Genomic DNA, 15,122 nt, shown 5'->3' on the forward strand with positions numbered 1-15,122 from the left:
TCCCTGACATGCCGATCTCGACACGCTTTTGGCCTCTGTCACAGCGGATGACGCCGACGAATGCGGGTTGGCCGACATCGCGTCCCACGCATTCGTGGTGCGCCGAGGGGATCACGTTGTCGCGGCGGCTGGCTACCGACGCTGGCCCGGGCTGGTGGCCCACATGTACGTACTTACCAAGCCGAATCAACGTGGGCGCGGGCTGGCGCGTGCCGTTGCCTCCGCACCAGTCGCGGACGGATTGGCGAACCATCTGCTGCCGCAGTGGCGGGCTCGACCAGACCCGTCGCGCGGAGTGACGCGGGCGCTGGGATTCCGTCAGCTTGGCATTCAGCTGAGCATCCGGATCGGAGCCTGAGCCCAAACGCCACCTCGCCGGCTGCACGGACGGCCGTGCCGAACGCGACGCGAGTCGCGCGATCAGCGGCCAGATCCGGATGCCCACGCTTGGCGTCGCATACAACGTGGGCGATGGCGCGCACCGACGGCATGTCCAGCCGCGCCCCCGTCACCGCTCGTGGCCGTCGGGCTCGTACGGCCTCACATCCGCGATCTCAGTACGTCGAACTCGCAGCCTGGCAAGGACGGGTCGAAGCCGTGTTCGATCAGCCAGCGGGACGCCAGCAGGCTGCGCAGCGACCACCAGGCGCGGATCACGTCCCGGTCGACGTCGGTGCCGTAACCGGCGAGGAGATCGCCGAGACGTTCCTCATGCCCGAGGGTCAGAGTGGCCAGGTCGAACAGCGGATCGCCGGGCGCCGCCTCGGACCAGTCGATCACGCCGGTGACCTCGTCGCCGTCGGTGAAGATGTGGGTGATCTGCAGGTCGCCGTGCATGAACACCGGCGTCCACGGCCGAATCGCGGCCTCGGCTATCTCGCGGTTGCGGTCGACCAGGTCGGCCGGCAGGACGCCGCTGTCGACGAGCCAGGCGCATTCGCGCTCGAGCTCCGCGTCCAGCCCGACGAGCTTCTTGCCGGCCCACGGCGGCGGTGGCGCGTCGTGCAGCTTCCGGATCGCAGCGCCCGCCGCGGCCCACGCCGCCGGTGACGCAAGCGACGGCTCGCCGAGACGGCCGAGTGCCTGGCCGGGGACGGCGGCGATCGCGAGGACGGGCGGCTTGCGCCACAGGACCTCGGGGGTCGGGACGGGCGCCAGCCGCATCGCCTCGACCTCGACATCGATGCGCGTCTGATCGCTGTCGACCTTCAGGAACACGTCGCCGACGCGCAGGGTCGCGCGCTCGTTATGGGCGACGACGACCGCGACCTCTTCCACGCCGGCCATTATCGCGGGCTGATCATCGACGCCGCCACGGGTTTATTGCGTGCGAATCGAAATGCGTTACGGCGCACGGGCAAGCGACCTGGCCGACTCGCGCACATCGGCAAATTCGGACGTCTCCCAGGCCCGGTCAGCGGTAAATCCGGGCACTCCGCCCACGGCTATGCGACAGGATCAGCAGCATTCTGCTGACCGTGCAAGCCGCAATGCGAGGCGTGTCTTGGGTTGCCGATTCGAAAGACTCCGCTGTGAGGCATCACCGGCTGCTGGCACGGGGAGGTCGTACCCGATGTCCGGCTGTCCGAGGACGTCGAGCTGGACGCGGTGGGTGGCCTGACTTGGTCTGCCGGCGGATCGATCGTCAGTGACGACGGCAGCAGCCAGCTTGACCAGGTGCACGGTCAGGCCGTCCGCGATTCTCGAGTAGGTGCATCACAATGCCGTCGGCAGGGTCGGGTGGTCGGTGGGATAGATGCCGATCGCGAACCCGTACATGGTTTCGCCGGACCTCGGCATCCGGTCGAACTCGTCAACCAGTTGCGCCATCCGGTCCCAGAACTGAGAGGCCTGATCCGCCGAGATGCGCGCATGCCGGATGAAGCCCCACAGCTTTCCCTGCTCGAACGCCTTCGCGGACTCGCGTGCAGCCACCTCGAAGTCGTTGAAGTCGCCCGGCATCTGTTCGCCAGCGGGTGATGGCTCCGCTGCCACGTAGAACATCCGCGCGGTGCGCCCGTAGAAGCGCTCCTCGATCGCCCGAACCTTCCGCGTGCGCACCACCTGGAGCAGGCCGTTCCGTGTAAGCACGTCCACGTGGTGCGCCACCGTGCTCTTGGGGCGCTCGACTGCCTCCGCTAACTCGGTCACGGTCGCGGCCCGCTCGTGGAGGAGCTGCAGGATCACCGTGCGGAGCGGGTGGCCGATGGCCTTCACCTGGTCCGGACTGGTCAGCGCCATCCGATCGACTAGCTCGTAGTCCGGCGGGTTGTCGGCCATGGCACAACAGACTAGCATCTCGGAACGTTCCAGAAATCTCGATCGTTCGCAAGGAGTTCAACGCCGTGACCGACGTGCTGCTTTACCACCACATCCAAGGCCTGACCAACGGGGTCCGGAGCTTCGCCGACAGCCTGCGACAGGCCGGGCACACCGTGCACACGCCGGACCTGTTCGACGGCCGCACGTTCGGCAGCATCGAGGAGGGGTTCGGATTCGCTCGAGAGTTGGGGCTCGACGCGATCCGGGAGCGCGGCACCGCCGCAGCCGACGAGCTCGGCCCCGGGCTCGTCTACGCCGGATTCTCATTCGGCGTGACGATCGCCCAGCGGCTCGCGCAAACCCGGCCCGGTGCCCGCGGGGCGCTCCTCATGTACTCCTGCCTCCCGGTCGCGGAATTCGGGGAGGCGTGGCCCGAGGGCGTGCCGGTGCAGATCCACGGCAAGGAGGGCGACGAGTTCTTCGACGAGGACCTACCGGCCGCACGCGAGCTCGCCGGCTCCACGGCGAACGCCGAGCTGTTCGTCTATCCCGGCGACCAGCACCTCTGCGCCGACTCCTCCCTCGACGCGCACGACCCTGAGGCGTCCGCGCTGCTCATGAAGCGGGTGCGGGCGTTCCTCGCCTCCGTCTGACCGGCATGGCCTAACTAGCTGGCCCACATTTCAGCCGGACATCCTGCCCATGATTCGTGGCAGCGGGCTGGCGCATGGCACGCCAGCGGTCCCACGCACCTTCGAGTCGACCGTGCGTGCCCGGCCTTCGGCTCTCAGCGCCGCAATATCCCGACTCTGCCACCGGTCCAGACGCAGTGTGGCGCCGCCTCGCCGACCAAGCAGCCGGGCTATTCGAGGGCGCCGCGCCTTGTCGCCGGCACCAGACACGGTGCCCGACGAGACCGCCGACCGGAAGAGTCTGCGCAGTGAGCGGATATCTGCGGTGGTGATCGCGCCGGAGCACGTCGGTGACAGACTTCGCTCTGCCCTCAGCCCCGCCTCGCAAGCGGTGCGTACGTTCGCTGGTCTAGGGTCCCTGGGGTGGTCAGGAGCGCGCAGGACGTTGTGGGCGTAATCGAGTCGGACCCGGGAGCAATGAGAGTCCTTCGGGCTACGGCCGACCTTGGATTACCGGACTGGTGGATCGGTGCCGGCTTCGTACGCAACCGCGTCTGGGACGCGATCAGCAACCTCCCGGTCTCGCCGGAGCGCGACGTGGACGTCGCCTACTTCGACCCGGAAAAGCTGGACCCACGCGAGGACGCACGCGCCGAAGCCCAAGCCATGGTGGCCCTGCCTGGGGTGCCGTGGGAGATTCGTAATCAAGCACGGATGCATCTGCGCAATGGCGATGAGCCCTACACGTCCGCCCTGGACGCTATATCGCGCTGGCCCGAAACGGCAACGTGCGTCGCGGTTACTCTGCGGGGTGACTCTGTTCGCCTGATGTCCTGCCATGGGCTGGCTGACCTTGTGGGAATGGTTGTCCGCCCGTCTCCCGCCTTCAACAATGCAGCGGGCCGCGCAAAGGTACGGCGCCGCGTGGAGGTCAAGGGATGGCTCGACCGATGGGTCGGACTGCGGCTGGAGATCTAGCGCTTCACGCCAAGCGAAGGAAGGGTGGCCCCGACAGGACGTCCTCTTTTCGGCTAGTGCGCTGGCCGTTAACGTTCGCCGGGTTGGCCCCGCCGGGAAATTGTCGGACCCGTCGGGTTGGGTGTGGTTGTGCCTCGCCGTCGGGATCCTGCCGCGGCGCGGGTGGTCTATCGGACCGCTCGTGTGGCTGTGCGGGTAGTCGCGGGTTTGGCAGACTGCTGCGTTGCCTGCCCTTCGGACAAATGAGGTGCTGACGATGATTGACGAAGGTGTCCAGCCGAACGAGACCACCGTGCCGATGCTGCCCTGTGTGGCACCGGAGGAAACCCTGGCCTTCTGGCGCGCCCTGGGCTTCGCCGTGACCTACGAACAGACGAAGCCCTACCTATACCTGGCATTCCGGTGGCGCGGATTCGAGCTGCACTACGGGCGGGCGTCCAGCAACCTGGACCCGTCGGAGAACACCGGCGGGTGCCTGGTAATGGTTGATACGGTCGCGCCGTACCATGCAGCGTTCACCGAGGCGATGCGCCGCACATACGGAAAGGTGCTTGCCAAAGGGCTACCTCGGATAACGCGGTACCGGCCCGGCGCCTCACGGTTCACCGTCACGGACCCGTCGGGAAACTCGATCATCTTCATCCAGCGGGACGAGCCGACGGAGTTGGAGTACGGCGGCTCCAAGCAGCTGCAAGGGCTTGCCCGGGTTCTGGACAACGCGCGGATCCTGCGCGAGTTCAAGAACGACGACCGTGCCGCCTTCCGAGCCCTGAACTCGGGACTGCGCCGCCACGGCGACGGCGCACCGGCCGTGCAGCAGGCAGTGGCGCTGGCCGTGCTCATCGAGCTGTCGACGGCGCTGGAGGAGTCGGAACGGGTACCGGAGTGGGGCACCAGGCTTCGGCAACTCAGCCTGACCATGGAGGAGCGTCGTCAGGTCGAGTCCGCGGTTGCCGACCCCACGCTGCTCGAGCGATGGATGCCCGCCACGGCCTGACGCACCGGCCACCCTATGACGCCGATGAGGAGGACGCCACAGCGTCATAGCAGCACGACCGCGTCAGGTTCATCTGTTGGCGTTCGCAACGTACGCGGTGGATTTCGCTGGTCCGTCGGTGTCGGCCGCATCAGGGACTCAACGGACTCACTGTCATCGGCTACGTCCGGAAGTTGAGCCGCACGCGCGGCGACTACCGTGCGTGACGCGCGATCGGCGGTATGAGCGTGTGTGCTCGAGCGCGTCAGCCCTCAGATTCGGCGAACGGCGCCGGGCGTTTGAACAGCCGAAGCAGGCGGGCGGCGACTTCGCTGTCACCTTGGATGGTGACGTCGGCGGCATGCAGTGGCGCGCCGCCGAAGGTGAGCGAGCGGAACACGGTGACGCTGGTTTCGATCACCAGGTCGGGATCGGCAGCGTTTGCGCGCGCCGCGTCGAGCCGCCCATTGTCGACAGTGACGAGCAGGATGTCGCCGTCGAGACGAAGCTGGCACCGCACGTTGAAGTCGCGCGCCGCGGCCGGGTCGAAGGTGGTTTTCATCGCGAGGGCCAACGCGTCAATGCTCAGCTCTGCTGACGAAGCCAGCGGGCTCCGACTGCCCCACCTGGCCAGCTGCAGCAGAGCGGGCTCGAGGTCCCGTCCCCATTCGGTCAGCTCGTAGGCCCAAGCGCTCGTCGGCGGGCCGAGATGACGCCGGCGTATCACCTGCGCCTCCTCCAGCTCGACAAGTCGGGAGGTGAGCATGCTCTGGCTCACGCCGGGCAGGCCGCGCCGCAAGTCGGTGAAGCGCTTCGGCCCGAGCAGCAACTCGCGGATGACCAACAACGCCCACCGGTCGCCGACCAGGTTGAGCGCCCGGGCCAGACCGCAGGGATCGTCATATGCTCGCGCCACCCGCTCAGCGTATCGCTATCACACTGCTTGGTGCTAAATTCGCACCGTGACCACGTACATTCTGATCCCTGGCGCCGGCGGCGCCGCCTGGTACTGGCACCGCCTGGTCCCCCAACTGCGTCAGCGCGGCCACGAAGCGATCGCCGTCGACCTGCCAGCCGGAGACGACAGCGCGGGACTGCAGGAGTACGCAGACACGGTGGTTGACGCGGCAGGCCAACGGAAAGACCTGGTGGTAGTGGCCCAGTCGATGGGCGGCCTGACCGCGCCGCTGGTCTGTAGTCGGCTGCCGGTCTCACGCCTGGTCCTGGTCAACGCGATGATCCCGGCGCCCGGTGAGACCGGCCACGATTGGTGGAACAACACCGGCCAGGACCAGGCCCGCCGTGAGTGCGACCTGCGCGAGGGTCGTTCCCCGGATGGGCCGTTCGATCCGCTGGTGTACTTCTTCCACGACGTACCAGAGGACATCACCAAGCAGGCCATGACGGGCGAGCCACCGCAGTCAGGAACGCCTTTCGAGCAGCCCTGGCCGCTGGACGTGTGGCCAGACGTACCAACCGAGGTCCTAAGCAGCCGCGAGGACCGACTGTTCCCGGTCGAGTTCCAGATCCGGACAGCCCAGCATCGCCTTGGCGTCACGCCCAAGACCCTGCCCGGCGGACATCTGGCGGCCCTCAGCCAGCCCGAGGCATTGGCCGCCGGATTGGATCGGTGAGCGACAGCATCCGCTCATCGGCTTATACCGAGCACCGTCTTGATTGACCGACTGTGACGCTGCGTGACGTCCGCTCGGCGGCAGAACAGCGTGCTCGTCTGTCGCTATTCGGCGTATACCTCCGGGATGGCATCCTTAATCCGCTGCACGGTCTCAGCGACGTCCAGACCAGTTGTGTCGATGCCGATGTATCGGTAGTCGGCATCGGTCGCCTGTCGGATGCTTCGATCTTCCGGGATCAGGTCGACCATGTCGCGCCACTGCTGCGTCGTTTGCTTCGCTCGGGTGATCCGCCGATGGTCGCGCACGTCCTTGTCAACCAGAAGCTCTGCCAGGAACACCGACGAGGGTCGTGTCAACAGCTGTCGGAAGGCCAGGTAGTCGGGGTAGCTGCGGAGAAAGCTGCCGGCGACAACGTTGACATATCCGGCGGCCCAGAAGTTTTCTACAAGGCCAGCGACGTTGCGACGAAGCAGGGCGAAGAACTGGTCGTTCATCGGGCACGGGTTGGTTTGACCGATGTCCTCGGCGTCGATGCGGGCGCTGCAGGGGGTATGCGGTAGCAGCGCACGAATGACGGTCGACTTGCCGGCGCCCTCCTCGCCGGTCAGGAGGACGAGACGATGCCGCTGGGGGGAGGAGGGGGGCCGGCCCATAACAGACATCTGTTGAGTATGGCGGTTGCCGTGAGAGGCCAAGTCACATGCACTGTCATCGACAGATCCGCGCGCCCTGGAACGACGACGGCCGATCGCCCCAGGTCTACGCCCTGGCCGACGCGATGCCTGCTCGGTTCTCAGCGCTCGTCGTGGTCGCGGCGCTCTCGGGTCTGCGGTGGGGCGAACTGGTCGCGCTGCGCCGTCGGGACATCGACCTCGACGGCGGCACTGTCCGGGTCACCCGCAAGCTCGCTGTGCTGCGGAGCCAGCTGGACTTCGGGCCGCCCAAGTCTGCTGCTGGGGTCCGGGTCGTCGCCCTGCCAGCCGCCGCCGTGGAGGCCCTGCGGGCGCATCTGGCTGAGTTCACCGCCGCCGACGCTGACGCCCCGGTCTTCACCGGCGACAAGGGTGCACTGCTGCGATCCGGCAACTTCGGCCGCGGCCAAGTGGACGCGGACGGTCGCAGCGTTCGGCCTGCCGGCTTCCACTTCCATGACCTGCGGCACACGGGGAACCCCCTCGCCGCAGCCTCTGGCGCGAGCACTCGTGAGCTGATGCAGCGAATGGGGGGTGCCGGCTACTGGCACGTGGATGGCAAGGCGACGAACGATAAGGAGACGGTGATCTCAACCGAATCTGCCCGACAGGTCGCCGAACAGTTCCTGCTGCGCGACGAGATCCGGCACGTCTCCGCACGCCGCCAGAATCTGAACGCCGCGCTCGCGTGGGCTGCCGCCCGCTGGGCCGTCGACCAAGCCATCGCCTCCCGGGCGACCGTCATCTACGTCGAAGACCTGCGGTCCTTGGAAGCACGGGGCATGGGCGCCACCCTCAACACGCGCCTGTCACAGCAGGTGCGCGGGCAGATCGTCGACCGGATGCGGCACCTCGCCGCCGAGCACGGTATCGCCGTAGTCACCACGCCTGCCCGGAACACCTCGAAGCACTGCCCGCAGTGCTTGACCCCGCTACGGCATCGCAAGGCCCCCGACAAGCCGACGGTGGCGGGCTGGAAGTGGGCGATCTGCCCCCACCAGTCCTGCCGTTGGCAGGGCGACCGCGACCAGGGCGCCTGGCGGCGGATCGCCGCCCGCGGCCTGGCCCATCAGGCAAAGACCGTCATCGATAAGGTCAGCGGGCACATGGTGATCCGCGCCGTGGTCGACAAACTCGAAGCATCGGCGGTCATCACGAAGACCTGCCGGGTGGACCGGTCGAAGACCGGCCCCACCCGGCGCAAGCCATCACGCCCCGCGCCCAGGCGACGCAGGGCACCCTCCCCCACCAGGCCTAGTGGCCCGGCGGGTAAGCGTCCGGAGGGACACGCACCAACGGACCGGAGGCTGCCCCGCGCAGCCCACCGACACCAGGGCGTGAACACGATCAGCACACCCACCATCGGCCACCAGCCGCGAGGAGCCACGTTGGGCGCAGGATTCCACTTCCACGCCCACGCGACACCACCACGGTGGGAAACGATCCCGGAAACCCAATCCGACTCAGGATCACTAAGCTGATTAGAGACGCTGGGCAAGACCAGCCCGGTGAGCGATCTGGCGCATCCACGTCCGCCGCCGCGGCCCCCAACCCGCCGGCACCACCAACCGCACATCCCGAACCGGGCCGCCAGCCACCCGCTCCGCCTCACCGGCGACCCGGCGCAGCGTCGCAGCCATCGCCTCCACCGCGTCGACACGGATTCGCAATGAACCGGCCCGGCTGGTCCGCGGCCGCCCGCCTTGCCCGCCCCGTCCACACCTCCCCGTCCGCAGACAGGTAGACACCGCTGGGCAGGTGCGGCACCCCGTCGAAGGGCAGCGGGGACCAGCTGCCATCAGGCCAGGCCAGAACGGCACCAGTGCTAGCCGTGCCGCAGTCGATCGCCAGCCGTGCCTCCCCCGCCCGCATACGCATAGTCAAACATGAGGATCACACTCTCGTCATCCCGCAGCTACACACAGGAACGGATGTGGGGGACGTGAATTCTTCCTCCCACCGGAAACCGTGCAGGGCATTCCTGGCTGCACGGAAACGCGCAGAGGCGATCGACGCTTATGCCCGGCCACGCGGCGAGTCACTCGGCCGAGCGGGCCTGCCGACCGCGCAGCGTGCGGATCCACCCTTGAGCGGTGTGCCGAGGCACGTTGTAGTGGTCGGCGACAGCCGCGGCGCTGCCAGCCTGCTGGTAGACCGACTCGAGATCGTCCGGCGACCGCCGGTACACGCGACCCTTAGGCGCCTCACCCTTCGGGGTTTGCCTTCTGGCCTTCCGCCCCGCGGTCGTGGCCTTGGCACCGGTCGCGGCTTTCCGCCCAGCGGCCCGGGTCGCGCCGGCCGTCGAGGCATTCACCCGTGTCGTCTGCTTCGGAACAGCGGCTTCGGCCGCCTCGCCCTTCGTGGGGGTAGTCGTCGCCGGCTCATCAACAGTGGGCGTGGTGGCGTCGACGGCCTGGGTTGCCTTCGTGCCGGCGGTGGGCTCCTCGTCGTCAGCGGCTAGATGTGCCGAATCGGCAGGGTCGTCGGCCGCGGCAGCTGGTGGCACGGTTATCGCCTGCTGCCCGCCGACGGCAGGGGTGACCGCCTTCAGCAGCAGATCCAGATCGACCGCGGGAATCTGTCCCGCAGTCAACCCGTCCCCTTCACCGGCGCGTACCAGCAATTCGACGATCCGCGCGGTCGTGCCCTCCAACTCGACCGTCAGTGTCGTGGTCGCTCGACTCGGATCGTCCGCGGCGATGGTGATCGTGTAGGAACTCACGGCTTACCTCCAACACAAAGCAGGGCCCTGTCACCGTCCGCTCGGACCACCCGGGAAACGTGACAGGGGACTTCGGCTTTCCCCGATGCAGTCATCGGGGACCAGAAGGAAAGCTATCGCATGCCCATGAGCAGCGATCCGACCCCTCATTCCGAATGCCCGGCGTGGCCTCGACACCGTCGCCCCCGCCGCCGCGTGGCACATTCGTCTCCGAGGAAACAATGAATCTCTCGACCACCCGATGTCTCCCGAAGCACAAGCTGTTGCGAGAAGGTGGACGCAAACCGCAATGGCATGCGGGCCTGCCGACCGGGACCGCGACGAGGCCGCCGCTCGTCTCGCCTACCGCGCGGCCGGCCATCCCGAACCTTCCTGCTTCATCTGGAGTGCGGCACCTTCCGGCGCAATCGACCAGGTACTATGTCTCATCGATGATGGACACACAGCGCTGGTCAAGGCAGTCCGGCCCGGAAACCTCAGCTGATCGCTGTCAACGGCCCGCACCCCGACGTGGCAGCAGACCAGCGACCTCGACCAGTTCCGGGCCTTCGGGGACTTCCACGAGTTCTTTGAGTGGAAGGGCTACTACGGCGAACAGCGCTACGACGGCGTCGAAGCACGTTACGACCTGATAGAGCGGCCCTACCGCTGCAACCCGGTCACCGAGCCAGAACGGGCCGCACTCAACCCGGTACTGCGCGCCGTCCGGAAGTTCTACGACCTGGTGCACTGCCCGATCTGGGCCACTCTCGACGGGCGAGCGACCGAGCTCTACACCATGCAGCCGGCCTGGTGCTGGGAGGACGAACACGGTTTCGTCGACCAGGACGATGAGGGGCATGCTGTCATCCGCCACAGCCTCGGTCACGACGACCGGTTCTTCGAGACCGCCTGGAACTACTTCCCCGATTGGATCCTGCTCGCCACCATCGGCACCTACCCGGCCCTGCTCGCCCCCGCACCTGGCCGGGCATGGGGAGGGTGCCGAGAGGTGGCGTTGACGGCCGGGCAGTGGTGGCCGTTCGAGGACGTCGCCGTCATGGGCGAACGGTCCAGCGTCCTGCGTGTCAACGCGCAGGGGCAACTGCACGCCGACGGCGAACCCGCCGTCCTCTGGCCGGATGGCAGCCAGGTGTGGGCGCAAGAAGGGCCGTAATCGAGACACGCTGACCATCAACGGGCAACAGCGGGGCGCTGGTGGGTGTGGGTGCCGAGGCGAGTCTGGCCGGGGCGGCGGCCGGTCCGGGTGGCCTGCGCCTATGTTTCCGATACGGGGCGGCGACGGGACAGCCGGCAGGCTCCGCCTTCGGAAGGCAACGACGCTTGTCGATGTGAGGGGGTGGCGAGGTCGGGTCAACAGCAGCGCGAGTTATTAGATATCAGGCGCAACCGGCGCTCACGGGCTGTAGTGAATAAACGACATGATGTAGAGGGATCAGACTAATTCGGAAAGAAAGGTTTTGCCGGCTGCAAACCGACACTAGACTGCCCACCCATGTCGTACAGCAACTACGACCCCGACGACCACCAACACCGGCTCCGCCCCCAACCCGCGGCGCCCTCGACCCAGCCCACGGCGCGGATCGCGTACGTGGACGTGCATCACGACAGCGACCCGCCGTACACCCCACCCGCGGCGGCCTACGTCCAGCCCCCGGCACCGCCGTACCCGGCGCCAGCGGCTGCCTACGCGCAAACCCCTGCGTCGCCGTACGCCCCATCTGCCTACACGCCGCCGCACCACCCGGCCCCGCCGGCGCCCGGACAGCGGCACCCAAGAAACACCGCTACCATCGTCGCCCGCTTCACGGTCGGTGTGACCAGCGGCGTGGCTTTCATCTTCGCCTTGCACATATTCTTTTCCTTGGCGAAGGCAAATCAAAGCAACGGCTTCGTGGAATTCGTGTACGTGCTGGCCAAAGTGTTCGTACTAGGGTTCGGTGACGTTTTCACGCCGAACGACGCCAAGGTAGGGCTCGTTCTCAACTACGGACTCGCTGCCCTGGTGTACCTGGTTGTAGGTCGGCTGATCGCCCGGGCGCTCCGACAGTAGCTGCCGACAAGCTTGGGGCACCTAGTAGGCATGAAGCGGCCGGCTGGCCGGTGGGCGGTGGTGGACTGATCGGTCGCGGTGAGGGTATGGCCGTGGCCCTTGGCCACGTCCAACCCGGATCGGGCCGTCCACCTGCATCCTGCTGTTCGTGGAGCTGGCCGCTTCATGCTGACTAGTCTTCGCGGGGCCGCCCGGCCTTGCGGTACCGGCCATCAGAACTGCAGCCGGCGCGGTCAGCCTCGCTGGCCGGACAGGTTCGTCAGGTGTCCGAGGCGCGCGAGCAGCGTGGGGCTCGGGTATTTCGAATCGAACACCTTATCTACCAGTACGGCGATGTAGTCGGCATACAGCTCCGGTGGCAGCCCGCTTTCGATCGTGTCGAGCATCGTCGGGCTGGGGTATCGGTCGTTACTGACCTTGCCGATGAGTTCTCCGTAGAAGTCGAGCCGGTTCTGCCACACGTCGGACAGGATGCTCTGCAGCCGGGTCCACTGCTGATCATCGTGGTGCTGGTCTCGGTCGGGTCGGTCTTGCACGTTCGTCATCCTCGCTTCGCCTTGGCTGCCGGCCACGATTGCCTCCTCACCTGAGAGTCCGGGGTTGTCTGACGGACTTCGAATGCTGTTGTCCGGTGACCACAGATGTTCGGTACCCACGATCAGGGCCGGTACGCAGCGCTTGACGCAATCAGCCGGCGCACGGCTGGGGGCGGATGCCCGGCGCCCACCATCGTGGACAGAGGGCGTGAAGAAGTTTTCACCCGCCGTCACCGGGGGTAGAGGGCTCTTCATGACGGCAGATCCGGAGGTTCAAAAGGACCGTGTACGCCCGCGGTCCGACGACGGCGATGACCGGGGCCGGTCCGATCGCGACCCCGATTCCGGGCGTGACCATCGAGAGGGTCAGTCCGACAGGGACGCTGCTCAGGACCGGTCTGGAGATGATGACCGCGATCGGAGCGAGTCTGACTCGCGCCGCGTTGGCCTGATGGGCGCCGCGCGGGCTGCGCTGCGCGAGTTTGAGGAGTTGACTGGTCTAGCCCCGGAGGGCATCACCGGGGCTCGGCCGCAGGACGACGGCTGGTCCTTCCTCCTCGACGTCACCGAGCTGGATCGGATCCCCGCGACCAGCAGTGTGATGGCGACCTACCGGGTGGACGCTGACCAGGAGGGCCGGATTCTCCAGTACGAGAGGCTGCGGCGGTTCCATCGCAGCGCCACGGATCAGACATGACGGGAGACCAGGTGGCTCCCCGCTCGCGTTACGCCCAGCCCGCTTCGGACTCTTTGGCGGACGTCTTGGAGCGGGTCCTCGACCGTGGCGTGGTCATCGTCGGCGACATCGTCGTGGGCGTGCTCGACATCGAGCTGCTGACGTTGAAGGTGCGGCTGCTCGTCGCGTCCGTAGACACGGCCCGGCAGATGGGCATCGACTGGTGGCTACATGATCCTTTCCTGAACTCGCAGGCCGCCCAAGTCGAGACCGACCGGAAGGTCGCGACGAGCGCGGGCCAGCGGGAGGAGATCGACGCCGATCAGGCGGGGGAGAAGGGGGATCAGGCGCGGCCGACCTCTCCGACGGCGGTGGGCAGCGGACGCGATGGCGGTGACGGGTCGATCGAGCAGTTGCGGGCGGAGAACGAGGCGCTGCGCGAGCGCCTGGCCGAGATCGAGCGGCGCATGGGGTCGGGGGCCGCGGGATGACAGCGAACCGGGCCATCTACCTGTACGCCATCGTGCCGCCGACTGCCGCAGCGCCCACAATGTCGGGCGTCTACGGCGAACCGACGCAGCTCCTCCACGCATCAGGTTTGGGCGTCGTGATCAGCGAGGTGTCCGTCGAGAACTTCGCGGCGATCAACGACGATTCCGGCGACCCCGCCAGGCTCGGCCAGCTCGCTCGCCGGCACGACGCGGTGGTCCGCGCCGCCGCGGACGCTGCCGACGCCGCGCTACCGCTGCGGCTGGGCACCGTGGTTACCGAGCGGCAGGCCCTGTCTGACCTGCTGGCCGTCCGCGGCGAACAGTTACGCCGCTTGTTGGACAAGGTCGCCGGCTGCGACGAGTTCGGGGTGCGAGTCGCCGGCCGCACTGGCGCGAACCACCACGACGCCGCTGACACCCATTCGGCTACCCCCGATGCCGGGGGCACCCCCGCAGATGCCGCCCACGGTGACCACGCCGGCTCACCCTCCGCGAGCGCCGGTGACGGGCTGGCCTACCTACAGCAGCGGCGCGAGGCGTTACAACGCGTGCAGCGACGCAGGCAGGCCACGGCCACGCTGGCCGCCGACGTGGACGCGGCACTGCGTGAGCAGGCCGTCGACGCCGTCACCGGTCGAGGCGGAAACCTGCTAGACCGGACCTACCTCGTGCACCGCGACCGGTCGTCGGTGTTCATCGAGGTTGTCGACCAATGCGGCGACCGCGTGGCGGCCGAGGGTTACCAGCTCAGCCTCAACGGGCCGTGGCCGCCCTACTCCTTCTCGGTGACCAACCTGGAAGTGGCCGGCCGTGGCTGAGCAGCGTGATCTGGGCACCCGACTCACCGGTACCACCGACCTTGTCGACCTTCTTGACCGGATCGTCGACCGCGGCGCCGTGATCAGCGGCGACGTCGTGATCGGACTAGCCGGCATCGATCTCATCCGTCTAGATCTCAACCTGCTGCTCATCTCGGTCCAACGGCTGGACGACCTCCAAGCTGGACTGGATAACCACGAACACGGTGGAGTAAGCGACCGCGAACCGGGCAATGCCTGACAGAGACGCCCAGGAAAGGAGGCTCGCGTGATGGCACCATCACAGAGAGATTCACCGCTGCGGGTGAACGTCGACCCGGAAAACGCCGGCGCGGGCCTCGGCCGCCTCGTCGTCGTCCTCCTGGACGTGATCCGGCAACTGCTAGAGCGCCAAGCGTTGCGCCGGGTGGACGACGGTGATCTGACCCCGCAGCAGGTAGAGCGGCTGGGGCAGGCGCTGCTGGCCCTGGACAGGCGCTTCGCCGAGCTGCGGGAGATCTTCCAGGACTCCGATGGCGAATTCGAAGTCGCCGACCCGCAACCTACTGCGGGCCGGCGGACCATCAGCCGGCAGTACCTGACTTCCGGACGACCATCGACCGGCTAGTGACCTCCGACAGAACCGCCAAGACGGGCCAGACAGCTGACA

19 protein-coding genes are annotated in these 15,122 nt (G+C 67.4%); 13 read left to right on the plus strand and 6 right to left on the minus strand.

The window, feature by feature from the left end; translation table 11 throughout:
• The first annotated feature begins 67 nt into the window (after nt 1–67).
• On the plus strand, nt 68–358 hold the full coding sequence (locus tag FXF52_RS44200; protein WP_222870741.1) for a GNAT family N-acetyltransferase: 291 nt from the start codon (nt 68–70) through the stop codon (nt 356–358).
• Nucleotides 359–540: 182 nt separating this feature from the next.
• On the opposite strand, the gene FXF52_RS29215 is transcribed toward FXF52_RS44200, so the two are convergent.
• Both FXF52_RS29215 and FXF52_RS29220 read right to left on the minus strand, forming a co-directional pair.
• A complete protein-coding gene (locus FXF52_RS29215) occupies nt 541–1,287 on the minus strand; it encodes a phosphotransferase family protein (protein ID WP_222870742.1) in 747 nt (248 codons plus the stop codon).
• A 429-nt stretch (nt 1,288–1,716) separates the two neighbouring features.
• Nucleotides 1,717–2,280 (minus strand): transcriptional regulator, encoded by a 564-nt coding sequence (locus tag FXF52_RS29220; RefSeq protein ID WP_148801556.1) that lies wholly within the window; start codon nt 2,278–2,280, stop codon nt 1,717–1,719.
• A 65-nt stretch (nt 2,281–2,345) separates the two neighbouring features.
• Here FXF52_RS29220 and FXF52_RS29225 point away from each other — a divergent pair, with 65 nt between their 5' ends.
• The 3 genes from FXF52_RS29225 to FXF52_RS29235 all read left to right on the plus strand — a co-directional run bounded on the left by FXF52_RS29225 (nt 2,346) and on the right by FXF52_RS29235 (nt 4,869).
• Entirely contained in the window at nt 2,346–2,915 is a 570-nt protein-coding gene (locus tag FXF52_RS29225; RefSeq protein ID WP_148801557.1) for a dienelactone hydrolase family protein, read from the plus strand.
• 456 nt (nt 2,916–3,371) lie between these two features.
• Complete coding sequence (locus FXF52_RS29230) at nt 3,372–3,872, plus strand: nucleotidyltransferase family protein (protein ID WP_255472460.1); 501 nt, start codon at nt 3,372–3,374, stop codon at nt 3,870–3,872.
• A gap of 256 nt (nt 3,873–4,128) precedes the next feature.
• On the plus strand, nt 4,129–4,869 hold the full coding sequence (locus FXF52_RS29235) for a glyoxalase (RefSeq protein WP_148801590.1): 741 nt from the start codon (nt 4,129–4,131) through the stop codon (nt 4,867–4,869).
• Between the two features lie 244 nt (nt 4,870–5,113).
• Here the strand turns inward: FXF52_RS29235 and FXF52_RS29240 are convergent, their stop codons facing one another.
• Nucleotides 5,114–5,764, minus strand: coding sequence for a helix-turn-helix domain-containing protein (locus FXF52_RS29240; RefSeq protein WP_222870743.1), 651 nt, complete (start codon nt 5,762–5,764; stop codon nt 5,114–5,116).
• 46 nt (nt 5,765–5,810) lie between these two features.
• Here FXF52_RS29240 and FXF52_RS29245 point away from each other — a divergent pair, with 46 nt between their 5' ends.
• Nucleotides 5,811–6,482 carry an alpha/beta fold hydrolase gene (locus FXF52_RS29245; RefSeq protein WP_148801559.1) on the plus strand — a complete coding sequence of 224 codons (672 nt, stop codon included), beginning with the start codon at nt 5,811–5,813 and terminating at the stop codon, nt 6,480–6,482.
• A gap of 104 nt (nt 6,483–6,586) precedes the next feature.
• On the opposite strand, the gene FXF52_RS29250 is transcribed toward FXF52_RS29245, so the two are convergent.
• Nucleotides 6,587–7,147 carry a hypothetical protein gene (locus FXF52_RS29250; protein ID WP_148801560.1) on the minus strand — a complete coding sequence of 187 codons (561 nt, stop codon included), beginning with the start codon at nt 7,145–7,147 and terminating at the stop codon, nt 6,587–6,589.
• A 38-nt stretch (nt 7,148–7,185) separates the two neighbouring features.
• Between FXF52_RS29250 and FXF52_RS29255 the strand changes: the two genes are divergently transcribed.
• On the plus strand, nt 7,186–8,658 hold the full coding sequence (locus FXF52_RS29255; protein ID WP_148801561.1) for a tyrosine-type recombinase/integrase: 1,473 nt from the start codon (nt 7,186–7,188) through the stop codon (nt 8,656–8,658).
• Nucleotides 8,659–9,215: 557 nt separating this feature from the next.
• Here the strand turns inward: FXF52_RS29255 and FXF52_RS29265 are convergent.
• Nucleotides 9,216–9,899, minus strand: coding sequence for a hypothetical protein (locus FXF52_RS29265; RefSeq protein ID WP_255472456.1), 684 nt, complete (start codon nt 9,897–9,899; stop codon nt 9,216–9,218).
• A gap of 724 nt (nt 9,900–10,623) precedes the next feature.
• On the opposite strand from FXF52_RS29265, the gene FXF52_RS29270 reads away from it, so the two are divergent.
• Both FXF52_RS29270 and FXF52_RS42565 read left to right on the plus strand, forming a co-directional pair.
• Nucleotides 10,624–11,055 (plus strand): DUF6745 domain-containing protein, encoded by a 432-nt coding sequence (locus FXF52_RS29270; RefSeq protein WP_148801562.1) that lies wholly within the window; start codon nt 10,624–10,626, stop codon nt 11,053–11,055.
• A 339-nt stretch (nt 11,056–11,394) separates the two neighbouring features.
• Nucleotides 11,395–11,952 (plus strand): hypothetical protein, encoded by a 558-nt coding sequence (locus FXF52_RS42565; protein WP_222870744.1) that lies wholly within the window; start codon nt 11,395–11,397, stop codon nt 11,950–11,952.
• Nucleotides 11,953–12,185: 233 nt separating this feature from the next.
• Here FXF52_RS42565 and FXF52_RS29280 read toward each other — a convergent pair whose 3' ends face one another.
• Nucleotides 12,186–12,524: a hypothetical protein gene (locus FXF52_RS29280; protein WP_148801563.1), complete on the minus strand. Its 339-nt coding sequence runs from the start codon at nt 12,522–12,524 to the stop codon at nt 12,186–12,188.
• Nucleotides 12,525–12,741: 217 nt separating this feature from the next.
• On the opposite strand from FXF52_RS29280, the gene gvpO reads away from it, so the two are divergent.
• The 5 genes from gvpO to FXF52_RS29305 all read left to right on the plus strand — a co-directional run bounded on the left by gvpO (nt 12,742) and on the right by FXF52_RS29305 (nt 15,080).
• Nucleotides 12,742–13,185 carry a gas vesicle protein GvpO gene (gene gvpO, locus FXF52_RS43355; RefSeq protein WP_148801594.1) on the plus strand — a complete coding sequence of 148 codons (444 nt, stop codon included), beginning with the start codon at nt 12,742–12,744 and terminating at the stop codon, nt 13,183–13,185.
• Nucleotides 13,182–13,655 (plus strand): gas vesicle protein GvpJ, encoded by a 474-nt coding sequence (gene gvpJ / locus FXF52_RS29290; RefSeq protein WP_148801564.1) that lies wholly within the window; start codon nt 13,182–13,184, stop codon nt 13,653–13,655. Before gvpO ends, gvpJ (FXF52_RS29290) begins: the two co-directional genes overlap by 4 nt.
• Complete coding sequence (locus FXF52_RS29295) at nt 13,652–14,473, plus strand: GvpL/GvpF family gas vesicle protein (protein WP_148801565.1); 822 nt, start codon at nt 13,652–13,654, stop codon at nt 14,471–14,473. Before gvpJ (FXF52_RS29290) ends, FXF52_RS29295 begins: the two co-directional genes overlap by 4 nt.
• Nucleotides 14,466–14,714, plus strand: coding sequence for a gas vesicle protein GvpJ (gvpJ, locus tag FXF52_RS29300; RefSeq protein WP_148801566.1), 249 nt, complete (start codon nt 14,466–14,468; stop codon nt 14,712–14,714). Before FXF52_RS29295 ends, gvpJ (FXF52_RS29300) begins: the two co-directional genes overlap by 8 nt.
• 63 nt (nt 14,715–14,777) lie before the next feature.
• Nucleotides 14,778–15,080, plus strand: a complete 303-nt coding sequence (locus FXF52_RS29305) for a gas vesicle protein K (RefSeq protein ID WP_222870746.1) — start codon at nt 14,778–14,780, stop codon at nt 15,078–15,080.
• Nucleotides 15,081–15,122 lie beyond the last annotated feature (42 nt).

This window comes from Micromonospora sp. MP36 (assembly GCF_008119785.1).
Classification (GTDB): domain Bacteria; phylum Actinomycetota; class Actinomycetes; order Mycobacteriales; family Micromonosporaceae; genus Micromonospora.

Excerpts from the sequence above, each read along its gene's own strand:
- FXF52_RS29255 (WP_148801561.1), top strand. The coding sequence starts at position 7,186 with ATGCACTGTCATCGACAGATCCGCGCGCCCTGGAACGACGACGGCCGA.
- FXF52_RS29230 (WP_255472460.1), top strand. The coding sequence starts at position 3,372 with ATGAGAGTCCTTCGGGCTACGGCCGACCTTGGATTACCGGACTGGTGG.
- FXF52_RS29215 (WP_222870742.1), bottom strand. The coding sequence starts at position 1,287 with ATGGCCGGCGTGGAAGAGGTCGCGGTCGTCGTCGCCCATAACGAGCGC.
- FXF52_RS29220 (WP_148801556.1), bottom strand. The coding sequence starts at position 2,280 with ATGGCCGACAACCCGCCGGACTACGAGCTAGTCGATCGGATGGCGCTG.
- FXF52_RS29250 (WP_148801560.1), bottom strand. The coding sequence starts at position 7,147 with ATGTCTGTTATGGGCCGGCCCCCCTCCTCCCCCCAGCGGCATCGTCTC.
- gvpO (WP_148801594.1), top strand. The coding sequence starts at position 12,742 with ATGACGGCAGATCCGGAGGTTCAAAAGGACCGTGTACGCCCGCGGTCC.
- FXF52_RS42565 (WP_222870744.1), top strand. The coding sequence starts at position 11,395 with ATGTCGTACAGCAACTACGACCCCGACGACCACCAACACCGGCTCCGC.
- FXF52_RS29235 (WP_148801590.1), top strand. The coding sequence starts at position 4,129 with ATGATTGACGAAGGTGTCCAGCCGAACGAGACCACCGTGCCGATGCTG.
- gvpJ (WP_148801564.1), top strand. The coding sequence starts at position 13,182 with ATGACGGGAGACCAGGTGGCTCCCCGCTCGCGTTACGCCCAGCCCGCT.
- FXF52_RS29295 (WP_148801565.1), top strand. The coding sequence starts at position 13,652 with ATGACAGCGAACCGGGCCATCTACCTGTACGCCATCGTGCCGCCGACT.